The organism is Flavobacterium sp. AC274 (assembly GCF_979258275.1).
Genome location: NZ_OZ409852.1, coordinates 5,251,078 through 5,264,834, shown reverse-complemented (window position 1 = coordinate 5,264,834; position 13,757 = coordinate 5,251,078). Strand labels below are relative to the sequence as shown.

Here is a 13,757-nt window from a genome sequence, read left to right as displayed (position 1 = left end):
CACTGATAATCATAAGTAAAATTTACTTATCATTGCTCAATTAATTTTCGGATATTACAAAGATAATGAGCTTATCAGTCAATATCATGGACATAATGTGTACATGAAAGCTGTCTATAATTTAAGATTCTGCTTTAGTTTCATCATTCTGATTATTATATAAATCACTTATTTCATTTATAAGCTCAAATTCATCAATCGGAAATAGCTGAAGTGCAATCCCGAGTATAAGTCCCACATCAATATGTTGATTTGCAATCGTTGGAGGAACTTCCACGCTGTCATAATGCACTGCTGTAATACATAATTTCATCAGGTTTTTTATAATAGAAGCTAGTTCATAATAATCATATACCCTGATCTCTGCAATATACATCCCTCTTTTATCCTCGGCGGATCTTAGAGTGTTAAGCAGTCTTTCGCTTAACATTCCAATTTTTTTCAGTTTTACAATTTCATCTGTTTCCATGATTATTGAATATTTCTTTAGCTTTTTCTATCTTCTCCAGAAAAACTGTGTCAACTTCCTTTTTCATCCATTGCAGTTTCTCATTTACATAATCCGCACTCTCATGATCAAAAGCCTCAGCCTGTTTTCCCCATTGCACAGCATTACGGGCTGAATCCATCTTCACTAAGGCATCCTTTTCTTTTTCAATATTTACATCAAATACTTTTCCGAATAAGCTTTTAAATGCACCGACATGTTCCTGTTGGTCAGCTATGCTTTCATGAGGAATCCATTCCCCAGTTAAAAGCCATGAAACATTTATGAACAGATACCTGAACTGCTGATGAAGAACATAAAATGCCATTAATAGATTATCGTTCTTATGATGATATTTGAAATCTCTGCCGACTGTAACTGCTTCCGATCTCCACATTCGATATCTTTTCTTTGTCTGCTTTATAAGACGCTTTAATTTTATGCTTTTTATATCCATAACGGGTTTCTGCCCATCATTTTTATATATAAGATCCGCTTCACTACAGTTGAAAATAAAAAATAGATTTCCTCTTTTCAATTCATCTTTTATGCAGTCCCTGTTGAAAAAACAGAATACAAAATGAGTATGATTCTGGATTACTTTCCATAAATGGTCATTTACATCGTCATAATAATGCTCGCTTTCTCTGCTTATAACCAAAGACATAATCCCGATTTTTGATTCTAAATCTGACTCAGAAAAATAAATACAGTCAGCTTCGACAAATTCCAAAAGAAGTTTTGCCATTTTCTTTACAGCCCTATATCTGGGATGTTCTTTATGGGTTAGAATATTACAGTACATAACTTCTGCTTTTACTATTCAACAGCACACAGGCTTTCTTGTCCCAGTAATTCCGCCTCTGCAATCTCAGTAGCTTTTGCATAAAAAACATCACATCTTTTCTCTAGAAGTTCTATATCCACTAAACAGGATTTTTTTACATTGCTCCAGCGTAGCGAAGCTGGATTTACTTTTAACAGGTCAAACATCGCTTTATCCTCAGTAGTAGTTCGCGGGAAAATATCAGAAGTTAAAGGAGTAAATATTTCACATATTTCAAATAAATATGGTAGTGAAAAATGATCGGGATAATATCCTAAAAAAACACTGATAAGTCCCAAGCATATTTGCTCTACAGCAATATGATACATAGATTCCTGAACAAATCCAGTAGTAGTGTAATCAAGCTGGCTTACGCTTGCCAAATAGGTCTCAGCGATTATATTTCTATTTTTCCAATAAGACTTTATACTTTTGATTTTAAATTCTGGAGACCCCTCAAAGGAGATATTTAAAGGCAAATTTTCACGTTCATACGCCTTATAGCCTCTTGTCACAACCTGATGATAAAAATACAGTTGGTTGTGTGTGAGAGAATGCTTGAATTTTGTTTTATAAAATAATAATGTTGCCGTATAACGGCCTTCAGTTTTGTGTTTTATTATATCACTGATATCTGCAACAGCATTTATAATATATTCATCCGTTAAAACCAGCAGATAATAATGAGTATGCGTTTTTTCTCCAGAAACAGATTCTTGAAAAGGGTTTTCAACTGCGTCAAAGTGCGTTTTTTCTCCAAAGCAGTATATACTGCCTGTACTTATGCAGTCAGTAATAATACCGCTCACTGTCTGCAATCCTAAGTTGTCAATTGTTTTCATAATTTTACTTATTTTAGTTAATACTTGTGTGAAAAATTGTATTTTTGCTTAACACACAGGCAAGTAAGCAATTACTGGTACCGTACCGTATCAAATTTTACCGTACCGTACATGGGATTTTTTGTATCATACATGAATCTCACATTTTTATTCTTAATTATTATCTTTGAGCTATGAGTACATTAACAAAACAAAACCACATGGGGCGTAAAATCAGCCGCATCCGTGAACTGAAAGACATGAAGCAGGAAGCACTTGCGCAGGCTATGGGAACAAACCAGCAGACTGTTTCGATATTAGAAAATAGTGAAGAAATAGATGATGAAAAATTAAAAGAAGTGGCAAAAGCCCTAGGAATAAGCGTGGAAGCAATTAAAAATTTTTCTGATGAAGGCGTAATTAATTACTTCAACAGCTTTAATAATTTTAACGATAATTCGTCATTAAATAGCCAATGCACTTTTAACCCACTGGATAAATTAATGGAATCTGTAGACGAGAATAAAAAACTTTACGAAAGATTATTGAAATCTGAACAAGACAAAATTGAATATTTGGAAAAATTACTAAAAGCTAAATAAGCTTTTATAAAAGATATATTAATTCAAAAAAAAGAGACTGTAGAGTCTCTTTTTTTTTGAATATCTGACAAAAACTACAGCATAGACTGATAAAGTTTATATTGTTCACAAAAGTGTTTAGCATTTTGAAAATTGCTTATATAATATAATTCATTGATCCCTGACTTGGTTTTTATATGAATAGATCCATACAAAACTATTGGGATCTTATAATTATTAACAAACCTTTTATCAGGCGAGCCGTCTCTGTTTACTCTATACCAAGTTTCACCAACAATTTCAGTATCCGTCTGTATATTTTTACTTTCCTCTAAAAATCGAGCTTCTGAATAGTGTAATTGGAGATCAGAATAATCAAGAACAGCAATATCATCTTTGGTTTTAAAATATATTATGAAACTTGGATAAAAATAAAAATCCCCACCGTTATAATTTTCAAAATAGAAACTTTTTTCATCTGTTTTAATTGCGGGAATTGATTCTATTGAAAATGCTACCTCATTTCGATGCATTGAAGTCTGTGCTGCAGCTTTCGTATCTGTATTAGCTTCTGAATAAGTCATATCCCAGATTTTATCCGAATTTTTTAATGAAGTAAATGCACTTACAAGATCGGAATATTTATCTTTAAATTCGACCGTTTCAAATTCATATCTAATATTTAAATACGATTCAGTTTGAGCCCACTTTAAGGCCTCAAGAGCAATTCGGCTCTCTTCTAATTCTTCTGTAAGTCTCAGTAATTTCTTTTTATATAAAAATCTAAAAATTGAGTTTTTTGTTTTTAGATATTGCCCATTAAGCGTCTTATGTTTTTCTGAAAGTTTTGCTACTTCATCTGTAATTATTTCTCTTTGGTAGTAAAGATTTATAATTTTTTCCCTGACACTGTTAAGATTTTTAGAATTTAACCTTTCAGTATTAAAATGGCTTTCAATTTTGCCATATTCTACTTTATCAAAAAGCTGTTTTAAAATATCATTTCCCAGTTCTCGTCCCTTATTCTTTGCTTCCTGAAATTTTGATTCATCTAAGCTACTAACTCTGTCTGTTTCGGTGCGTTTACCAACTGTGAAAACAATCTGATGTGAAATAAGAGACTGATATAAAAAGTCATTTTGTAAGGCTGTGTCCATAATCTATAGGTTTTAAAGCCAAATTTATTTAATATCAATTCATATTATTTACGGAAAACCATAATTCATAAAAATAAAGAGTTATTCATCTTAAAAAATCTAAAATGGCTTTATGCTCTTTTATTCGACATGTAAAATCTACATATGCCTGAAAAACCTTTTTGTTGATTATTTTAGTGTCCAAAGGATTATTCTATACAACGCAAAGACAAATGAAACTTCCGAAAAGAAAAAAAGCAAAGCAAAATATTGGACACAGCCAGAGAAGTGCGCATAACATTTTTTCTTCGTTCCTCAAAAAATGCCCTTCGGGACTTATAGCACTTCACCTGTCTGCTTGTCCAATTGAAGACTGCTTTCTTTTTTCCCTTTTTCTTTTAAAAAATTTTCAATCGAGACACACCTACTTCTAAACATATGTATTACAGTAAATTAAAAATTTTACTATATATTTATCACTAATAAAAACAAACGATTTCTAATTCAATAATTCATTACTCATGAATCGTCTCAAATTTCATCTTGTAATTCTTTTATGCCTCTTATTCTTCACAACCATATTTTTTTATACCGCTCTGAAAAAAACAAAACCTTGGAAAAGGAACTTTCGCGTATTGATAAAGAAATTTATCTAAAAGAGGTTTATTACAAAAAGAAAGTAAAAGAGTTTGAAGAGCTTGAAAAGAAACATAAAAAACAGACTGACAAACTAAAATCAGAATTGTCAGTTAATTGATATTTTATAATTCTAAAACTTTCTAATCTAAAATATCCTATTTTAAGTGTTATATAGAAGAAAACTTTTTTTTAAGATAACACAGTCTACAGCTATCATGACCATATTTTACGCATGATACATATAATTTTTTTCACTAAATTAGAAACCTGCTTTTAAAAATCTCCAAAAGATTGCCACGTTCCTGCAATCAGCAAGATGTACGGTTGTCTGACAACCGCCTATCTTGCCACCCATTGCCTCGGAACTCGGCGGTGGAGAAACTTAAAAGAAAAGAGTTTGAACAATGAAAAGGAAAAATGATGGAAAGAGAAAATTCAAACAGATCACGCAGAATAACCCTGCGCCTGACAGAGAAAGAGTATGCAAAAATTGAAAGCCTGTTCAAGGCTAGCACGTGCAGAAAATTGAGCGACTACGTTCGAAAAAGTTTATTCAGCAGACCTATTACAACCACTTACCGTAACCAGTCATTAGATGATTTAATGGAAGAAACCATTGTGCTATCTTCAGAACTTCGTGCAATTGGAAACAACATTAACCAGATTGCCAGAAAAATAAATACACTGAAAATGATTCCTGAGTTTAAGACACAGCTGTTTTTATTTGATCTGGAAAGAAAAGCACTTTCCAATAAATTAGAAGCTATCAGCAGTCACACCCAGAAAATATCGGAACAATGGTTGCAGTGATTAAAACCAGCCGTTCGACAAAAAGCATTCTGAACTATAACGAAAATAAAGTTAAGGAAGGAGTGGCTGAGTGCATCAGTGCCGTGAACTATCCTCTAGAATTAGAGAAATTAAGCTTTACCCAGAAGTTAAACCGTTTTTTAAAACTGTCTTCTTTAAATGAAAATACAAAGCGGAACAGTGTTCACATATCACTGAATTTTGATCCTTCGGAAAGTCATTCTAAAGAAAAGCTGATTGAAATTGCAGATGCTTATATGGAGAAGATAGGTTTTGGAAAACAGCCATATTTAGTGTATCAACATCATGATGCGGGACATCCGCATCTGCATGTGGTCACAAACAATATTCAGAGAGACGGGAAAAGAATCGATCTGCATCTGATAGGCGTTAAGAAATCAGAACCTGCACGAAAAGAAATTGAAGAGCTTTTCGGGCTGGTAAAAGCAGAAGGAAGAAAACAGAAAGCCGATTTCTCTTTAAAACCTATAAATGTAGGCAGAGTCCAGTACGGAAAAGCAGAATCCAAAAAGGCGATCAATGCAGTTCTAAATAAGGTTTTATTTGACTATAAATATTCTAGCCTGCCTGAACTCAATGCTGTTTTAAACCTCTATAATGTTCATGCTGACAGAGGAAACGAAGAATCTAGAGTTTTTAAAAATAATGGACTGCTTTACAAGATACTTGACCAGAATTCAAAACCTATAGGCTTGCCGATAAAAGCCAGTGAATTCTACAGCAGGCCAACCTTAAAATTTTTGGAAGGAAAATTTAAGACTAATGAAGCAGAGAAAGAATCTTATAAAAAATATCTAAAAAATGCTATAAAATTGGCTTTCTTTCGTGAAAACATATTTTCTCACGAAAAATTATCCAAGATATTAGAAAGAGAAAGCATTCATATGATACTAAGAAAAAGCAATGAAGGGCAGCTATACGGAATAACTTACGTTGACCATAAAACCAGATCCGTTTTTAACGGTAGTAGTCTGGGGAAAGAATTCAGTGCAAAAGGAATTCTGAAAAGCTGTGCCATGAACATTCTTGCTCATGAAAGGAAATATCAAAAGTCCATTTCAAAAAATTCAGATAACCTGCAAGATCTCGAGACAAAAGAGTATGTGAAAGAAAATCTTGCAGATATACTTTTTCGCGGTGAAAAAATAAATGACTATGTTTCTAAAGAGTTTAAGAAAAAGAGAAAATTGAGAAAAACAATTTAAAAATTTAAATGTTTATTTGCAGCACTACATATGACTATTCACACACTTCAGCTACGTATTTACACCTGTTTTTTGATTAAATTCTAAATATAGAATTAGCATCGCCAAAAATCATATATATTAGCTGATAGTATGCTTGCTTCTTAGATAAAAGTAGCTACTATGTTAATAATTATAATTTTTACTATGGATTATTTATTTGAAAATTTAGGAGATGAAAGGTTTCAAGAGTTTTGTAATTCTTTAATTACAAAGGAATTCCCTGATTCACAATCGTATCCTGTTGGGCAACCTGACGGTGGACGAGATTCCATTGCTTATTTTATGCATTCAGTTAAAAAAGAGTTTATCGTGTTCCAAGTTAAATTTGTAAGAAATCCATATGCAATACCTGATGTCCATAAGTGGTTTACTAATATAATCAAAGAAGAGGCTCCTAAAATTGAAAAATTAATTCCTCACGGAGCAAAAAAGTTTTATTTATTGACCAATGTAAAAGGTACAGCACATTTAAATAACGGTTCCAAAGATCTTGTTAATGAGATCTTAGAAAGAGAAATATCAATTCCATCATTGTGCTGGTGGAGAGATGATATTTCTCGTATTGCAGAAAAGGATCCAATATTTAAATGGTCATTCCCAGAAATATTAAACGGACAAGATATTCTTAATTCAATATTATTTAATAACATTAATGAAAATAAAGAGAGAAGAGAATCTATTATTAAATCTTATTTAAGTGATCAGTATTTAATAGATGATGAAGTTAAGTTTAGACAAATAGATCTTCATAATAAGTTACTTGATTTATTTACAGATTTACCTATCAGAATTAAAAAGTTTAATGAAAGAGACAAAAAATTAATAAATGCTTTACACGACTTTGATAGAAATAATAAACGGAATTTAGCTCCTGAAGAAATCAATTCTTTTCAAGAAATGGAGACCATGAAAGCGGCTAGTTTTTTATTATATCCTAAAGTTCAAAACGACATAGAAAGGATATTAATAGAAGGCGGACCTGGGCAAGGCAAGTCTACAATTTCCCAATATATTTGTCAAGTACATAGAGTACGATTACTTAATAAGGATTCAGATCTGGAACTTTTACCAACACATATACAGCATATACCTGTAAGGTTCCCTTTTAAAATCGATCTTCGTCATGTTGCAATGTGGGTAGAAAATAAAAACCCATACCAAGGTATGTTAAGTGACGAAAATTTTAAACAAATTTGGAAAAACTCATTAGAATCTTTTTTGATAGGTCATATTTCTTATCATTCTCAGTCTGATACATTTAATACTGATGATCTGTTTTCAATATTAAAAAATAGTTCTGTCTTGTTTGTATTTGATGGTTTTGACGAAATCGCGGATATGAAAATAAGAAAGGACGTTATTGAATTTATAAATAAAGGAGTTAATAGAATTAAGGAAAATTCAAAGTCTATTCAGATAGTCATAACATCAAGACCTGCAGCATTCTCTGATACAATTGGTTTTTCAGAGGATGAATATCCTCATTTTCAACTGACAGATATTACAACAAGTGCAACTAAAGAATATGTGGATAAATGGATTAAGGCAAGTAAACTAAATGATCGTGAATCAAACGAAATAAAAAAATTAGTTAGTGAAAAACTTCAATTACCTCATTTGAAAGAGCTAGCAAAAAGTCCAATGCAATTAGCCATTTTTATTAGTTTGTTACGAACCAGAGGAGAGTCACTTCCTAATAAAAGAACTGCTATGTATGATAGTTATATAGAACTATTCTTTAATAGAGAGTCAGAAAAAAGTTCAACAATTAGGGATAATAGAGATTTAATAATTGATATACATCAGTATTTGGCATGGGTTTTACATTCTGAAGCAGAGTTATTAGGAAATAGTGGAAGTATCACAGTTGAAGAATTACAAAAAACATTAAATACTTACCTAGCAAAAGAAGGTCATAAAACAGAAATTGCAAACCACCTATTTGATGTAATGCAAGAAAGAGTTTGTGCAATTGTGTCCAGAGTTCAAGGGACATATGAATTCGAGGTTCAACCATTGAGAGAATATTTTTGCGCCAAATTTTTGTACAACACCTCTCCTTATTCTCCTGCTGGAATGGAAAAAGCAGGTACTAAGCCTGAAAGATTTAATACTATTGCAAGAAATTTTTATTGGCATAATGTGGTGAGATTTTTTGCAGGATGTTTTGACAAAGGAGAGCTACCAATGCTTATTCAAGAATTGAATGAATTACAAAAAGATGAGTTACTGAAATATACAAATTATCCAAGCTTAATAACATCGCAGATATTATCTGATTACGTGTTTACGCAGTACCCGAACTTACTTAAAGATGTTGCCAAAATAATATCTAGCAGTATAAATATTGGCAGCATTATTAATCAAGATAAATATTCAAGTAGTGAACTAATTTTATTACCTATAGAATGTGGAAGAACAGAAGTTTTTAATGAATGTTTCCAACAATTAAAAAAATTTCCTAAACAAGATTATGCAAACGATTTAATTGAAATTATTCTCAACAATCCACTAAATACTGAACTTGCTTGGACTGATGAAGTTAAGAATTATACTGGAGCGGATTTAGCAAAATGGCTAGATTATGGTTTACTATTGCAAATAGTCCATAAATTAGATCACAAACTTTTGGCTTCGATCGTAAAATCAGATTCAATTGAATTGCAAAAAATCAAATTACAAACAATTATAAATGGGAATCGAGTAGATGTTGTAGACAAGAATAAAAATTTAAAAATTATTTTATTAGAAGGAATATTAAATAATGAAATATTTTGGTACCCAAAAAAGAAATTAGATCATAGTATGCAATTTTTAAGTGCAGTTTTACATCCTGTAATTAATTTACGAATTCTAGATAATAATTACTCTGATAGTTCTTATTTTAACCATATTTCACAAATCTTTAGACCTTATAACGATAATCCTAGTTCAGAATTTCTAGTTAAAGATGAGATTGATAAAAAAATTAATTTTTTTATCAACGAAATAAATGATTTAATGCAAACTTCAACTAGAACTTGGAGGTCTTCTATTTCAAATTGGGAGGTACTGGTAGAGAACATTATAGCAAGTTTTGGCGAAAATTGGTCAATTAAAACAATAGCAATTATTGCTGCCGGTATTAAATCTAAAGATGAGAAGTTTGAAGAATTTGATGATTTGAGTGATGCAAAAAGTCATTATGCAAGAGGACTAGGTGTGCAAGATTAAAATCCGGAAATATTTCATATTGGGAAAAGCAGTTAGAAGAAAATAAAGAGTTAACTTTTAAATTACTTACTTTTTTTACTTGGTGTACTCCGAAAACAATAATAAGTCTTTATCCAAAAGTTTCAGAAGTAATGCAAAAACTTAATGATAATGAAGTATCTATAATTATAAAAACTTTAAAAAAGACGCAAAGCCTCTCTACCTTTACTAATGCACAAACTAAAGATTTAATTAATTTTTTTGAGCCTCTGGATGATGACAATTTGATAAAATACATAGTGAGTTTGCGATTTGCGGCAAGTAGAGAGTATGAATTTGTGTATAAAAACATTAATACAATTTCCGAAAATTTAAAAGAAGAAATCAGTGAAATCAAATTTACTTATTTAGTTGACTCATTTATAAGAAATCCAAATAATGAACTAAAACTATCAGAGATCAAAAATCACTACTATAATATTAAGAAATACAGGTTTAATCATTATATATTTCATACCTATCATCATAATCAGCGATATGATTATAAAGAGATACCTATTGAACTAGCTCATAAAATTATGCTAGAACCCAAATCATATCCAAGAATTGTGGCAACAATTGCAGAAAAGTCATGTAGGCACTATGCTAATAAAAATACAATCGCAGTGGGAGAAATAGCATCATCAAAAAAATGGTTTGAATAAATTCTAGAAATATGTTTTTACAAAACACCAAATCTGAAGTGCTAACCAATACTTTTTATATTTGAAAAGTTTAAAATAACGGAAAAATCATTGATCCAAAACAACCAACAGTGCTTCGTTAGTAAATGTTGAAGAAGTATTTTGGAATTGTTTAGGTGGTCATTAAAAATGCATTAATCAAGTATAAAAGCACGTTAAAAATCTTTATATTCTTTAAAAAAAAACTAAAATAATCTACCTTTGCTATATATTTGAATATGAGAAACAAACCTTCACATATAACTCTAAACAAAATGAGGAGCTATTCCTCAATCTTTTCAAGTACATACTTTTCCAAACTTCTTAGTCATGATGATTATTCCTTTATTCATGACAACATTATTTCGTATGACTACAATAAAATTGGTACCGATATTTATACCTACTATGATTATATCCAATATGTTTACAAACAATTATGTAAATCTTATAAAAATGAATATATTTATAAAAATATTTTCATAAGTGATTATCTGATCAAAACTTATGGTATACAAGATACTATTGTAATTAATGAATATAAAGTTGGAAGTTCAATTGCTGATTTAGTTTTATTTAACGGAACTAGTAAAGCTTTTGAAATAAAAACAGAATTAGATACTGACAAAAGATTACTAGGTCAATTAAATGATTACAACAAAATATTTAAAGAATGTTATGTAGTGATTCATGAGTCCCTCGCAGAAAAATACATGAAAGATAACGACAATGTTGGAGTAATAGCATTGCAACAAAATTCAAGAACTTTCAAAATGTCTCAGCTTAGACCTGCGATTGTAAATGATGAAATAGATTGTAAAGCTTTAATGAATTGCATAAGAACCGAGGAATATAAAGCGATAATTGCCGATTATTATGGATACTTACCAGCAATGAACAGTTTTAATATGTTTGACATATGCAGTGATATCATGATGGATATTCCTCAGCATGATCTCAATAATCTTTTTATTAAACAGATGAAAAAGAGAAAATCCAACACAAAAAATCTAAATATAATTTTTAAAGAATTAAGACAAGTTGGATTAGCAATGAATATTAATGATAAAACTTACCAAAAACTAACCCAGAAATTAAACAAACCAATCCAGTTTTAATATGTATTATCCATATCTACGAGGAAGACAATTTGAGCTAAAAGCGATTCAAGAATATGCGGAGAATCGAGGAATGAAAAACAATGTTATTCCTGTTATTGAGCCTGTCAAAAAAGTTTTTACAAATTTGAAAACTGCCATCGCAAAATTGTCAACTAGCGGTGTTCGATTTTCTTTGGTACTTAATCCGTCCGTTGGAGAGATTGATGACCCAAATGAAATAATTAAAAACCTCGAAAATAATTTAATTGGAATTGATTGGATTCCGGCTTTAATTGTTAAAAGTAACTATGCCGAAATAATAGCTTTAGTTGAGAAATTTAACTATCCTAATTTAATGTTGATTTGCTCAGAAGGGACAGACGCTACTAATGAAACTTTTAAAGCTTTAATTAATTTAGAAAATATTCGTTACATACTTGCAGAAGATAACAGAACTCTCAAAAGAGCTATTAATGGATTGGGAAAAATTCTTATTAGAATTGATGATCATTTTAAAGTTCAAAAACGAAATAGTGACTTCTTAGAGATGGCGGAAGAGAAATTTAGTGAAGAGCATCTTTATTACACTGAAGATGGTTTTCAAGGATTTAGTGACTTTACAAGTATAGCAAGTGTCTTCTCTGAAAGTGGAGGAGTTCCATATGCAGTAGCCATTCACCTGACTTATCAAAAATCTAGTGGCGAAATCTGGATAAGACATTTTGCATCTTCAATAGGATCAAAATCTTTCGCTAATATTCAGGGAAAGTTCGCTGAAGCTGCTAAGAAGGCTGTATTATTCTTAGATGAAAACAACTTACATACTGAAGCATCGGAGGAATTAAGATTCTACTATAATAATTCTAAATATCCTGGTTTAGGTATGGTAAAAAAATCTCCATTAAGCATCATTTAGAATTAGTCAATAATCTTTTGTAATTATGAAGGTATGCCCAAAGTGCTTTAATGATTTTGAGTTAGCTACATTTATAGAAAATTCAGCGAAAGAAAGAGGAACATGCAATTGGTGCAAAAGCAATGAAGCCCCTTTATTAGAATTTAGTGAAATTGAGGAATTTTTTATTGATTTTTTAGATCTTTTCTGGCAAGATGATAATGGAATACCACTTCAAGAACTGATAAAAAAAGATTGGAATTTATTTTCAGATACAAGTAATAATAATGGATTATTATCTGAAATTTTAAAACATCTAAACTCTACATGCACATCCGATTTGACGGTCAATTATATAGATGAAATTATCGAGTGTATATCTTATTGGGATGATTTGAGAGAAAATCTAAAGTGGTCACAAAGATTTCTTACAAATACCGCAACCATGATTGAACTAGGCTGGGATGGTTTTTTAACAAGCAGACCAACTTGACGAATGATGATGTTTTATATAGAGCAAGAATACATAATAGTGATGGAGTGAAAGCATTTGATGCTTTCAATATGGGATGCCCTCATAAAACAAAAGCTAGTAGCGGGAGAGCGAATCCCTTAGGCATACCATATTTGTACTTAAGCAAATCTCCTGAAACAACTCTGTATGAAACAAGAGCTTTATATCTTGACGAAGTTAGTATCGGAAAATTTAGAATCAAAGAAGGTGAAACTGTTGTATTAGTTGATTTTACAGAACAGAATAGCGCTTTCGCTAACTCTTCAAACTTATTACAATATGCGAAAAGTATTTTATTGAAGAAGAAAATAAGCGCTGATTTATCAAAACCTATTAGACGGTATGATTCAGAGTTAGAATATATTCCTACACAATTTATATGTGAATTTATTCGCTATATTACAAATGCCGATGGAATAATATTTGAAAGTTCATTGCATGTTGGCGGAATTAATATTGTAATATTTGAGCAGGAAAAAGCAGAATGTTTTCATGTAGAAAAGCACCAAGTTACTACTGTAAAAATTAAATCTACAATTATATAAAATTGTATTTAGATTTGAAATTCAGCTAAAAAAAAATAAGCAGAAATTATACTACTACAAACTAACATTAAAAAAGATGCCAAATAAAAAAATGCATCCTAAATGTTATTTATCTCTTTCGGGTGGTGCTAAATTAGTAGTTTTTCTTACATAGAAAAACTACTAATCTTCTACTAAATTTAGCACAACTCTTAGCTTAACATTAATAATAATTGATCATC

At 30.8% G+C, this 13,757-nt stretch carries 14 protein-coding genes; 10 read left to right on the top strand and 4 right to left on the bottom strand.

Annotated features, from left to right (window positions below):
• Window positions 1–121: 121 nt before the first annotated feature.
• Genes ACZZZT_RS23735 through ACZZZT_RS23725 form a run of 3 tightly spaced genes read right to left on the bottom strand, consistent with a single transcriptional unit; the run spans window position 122 to window position 2,155 of the window.
• On the bottom strand, window positions 122–469 hold the full coding sequence (locus ACZZZT_RS23735) for a hypothetical protein (protein ID WP_463462178.1): 348 nt from the start codon (window positions 467–469) through the stop codon (window positions 122–124).
• Complete coding sequence (locus ACZZZT_RS23730; RefSeq protein ID WP_463462177.1) at window positions 456–1,292, bottom strand: hypothetical protein; 837 nt, start codon at window positions 1,290–1,292, stop codon at window positions 456–458. Before ACZZZT_RS23730 ends, ACZZZT_RS23735 begins: the two co-directional genes overlap by 14 nt.
• Before the next feature lie 14 nt (window positions 1,293–1,306).
• On the bottom strand, window positions 1,307–2,155 hold the full coding sequence (locus tag ACZZZT_RS23725; protein ID WP_463462176.1) for a hypothetical protein: 849 nt from the start codon (window positions 2,153–2,155) through the stop codon (window positions 1,307–1,309).
• A 173-nt stretch (window positions 2,156–2,328) separates the two neighbouring features.
• Between ACZZZT_RS23725 and ACZZZT_RS23720 the strand changes: the two genes are divergently transcribed.
• Entirely contained in the window at window positions 2,329–2,736 is a 408-nt protein-coding gene (locus tag ACZZZT_RS23720; protein WP_111422510.1) for a helix-turn-helix domain-containing protein, read from the top strand.
• A 74-nt stretch (window positions 2,737–2,810) separates the two neighbouring features.
• On the opposite strand, the gene ACZZZT_RS23715 is transcribed toward ACZZZT_RS23720, so the two are convergent.
• Entirely contained in the window at window positions 2,811–3,872 is a 1,062-nt protein-coding gene (locus tag ACZZZT_RS23715; RefSeq protein ID WP_463462175.1) for a hypothetical protein, read from the bottom strand.
• A 592-nt stretch (window positions 3,873–4,464) separates the two neighbouring features.
• Here ACZZZT_RS23715 and ACZZZT_RS23710 point away from each other — a divergent pair.
• The 9 genes from ACZZZT_RS23710 to ACZZZT_RS23670 all read left to right on the top strand — a co-directional run bounded on the left by ACZZZT_RS23710 (window position 4,465) and on the right by ACZZZT_RS23670 (window position 13,536).
• Window positions 4,465–4,608, top strand: coding sequence for a hypothetical protein (locus ACZZZT_RS23710; RefSeq protein WP_463462174.1), 144 nt, complete (start codon window positions 4,465–4,467; stop codon window positions 4,606–4,608).
• Window positions 4,609–4,907: 299 nt separating this feature from the next.
• Window positions 4,908–5,300 carry a plasmid mobilization protein gene (locus ACZZZT_RS23705; protein WP_463462173.1) on the top strand — a complete coding sequence of 131 codons (393 nt, stop codon included), beginning with the start codon at window positions 4,908–4,910 and terminating at the stop codon, window positions 5,298–5,300.
• Window positions 5,288–6,526 carry a relaxase/mobilization nuclease domain-containing protein gene (locus ACZZZT_RS23700; RefSeq protein WP_463462172.1) on the top strand — a complete coding sequence of 413 codons (1,239 nt, stop codon included), beginning with the start codon at window positions 5,288–5,290 and terminating at the stop codon, window positions 6,524–6,526. The genes ACZZZT_RS23705 and ACZZZT_RS23700 overlap by 13 nt, the downstream gene beginning before the upstream one ends.
• Window positions 6,527–6,688: 162 nt before the next feature.
• Window positions 6,689–9,781, top strand: coding sequence for an NACHT domain-containing protein (locus tag ACZZZT_RS23695; protein WP_463462171.1), 3,093 nt, complete (start codon window positions 6,689–6,691; stop codon window positions 9,779–9,781).
• Window positions 9,782–9,912: 131 nt separating this feature from the next.
• The gene (locus ACZZZT_RS23690; RefSeq protein WP_463462170.1) at window positions 9,913–10,464 is read left to right on the top strand and encodes a hypothetical protein; all 552 of its coding nucleotides are present in this window, start codon (window positions 9,913–9,915) and stop codon (window positions 10,462–10,464) included.
• Between the two features lie 293 nt (window positions 10,465–10,757).
• Entirely contained in the window at window positions 10,758–11,600 is an 843-nt protein-coding gene (locus ACZZZT_RS23685) for a sce7726 family protein (RefSeq protein ID WP_463462169.1), read from the top strand.
• Window position 11,601: 1 nt separating this feature from the next.
• A complete protein-coding gene (locus ACZZZT_RS23680) occupies window positions 11,602–12,498 on the top strand; it encodes a sce7725 family protein (protein ID WP_463462168.1) in 897 nt (298 codons plus the stop codon).
• 25 nt (window positions 12,499–12,523) lie between these two features.
• The gene (locus tag ACZZZT_RS23675; RefSeq protein ID WP_463462167.1) at window positions 12,524–12,970 is read left to right on the top strand and encodes a hypothetical protein; all 447 of its coding nucleotides are present in this window, start codon (window positions 12,524–12,526) and stop codon (window positions 12,968–12,970) included.
• Entirely contained in the window at window positions 12,967–13,536 is a 570-nt protein-coding gene (locus ACZZZT_RS23670) for an RES family NAD+ phosphorylase (RefSeq protein ID WP_463462166.1), read from the top strand. Before ACZZZT_RS23675 ends, ACZZZT_RS23670 begins: the two co-directional genes overlap by 4 nt.
• Window positions 13,537–13,757 lie beyond the last annotated feature (221 nt).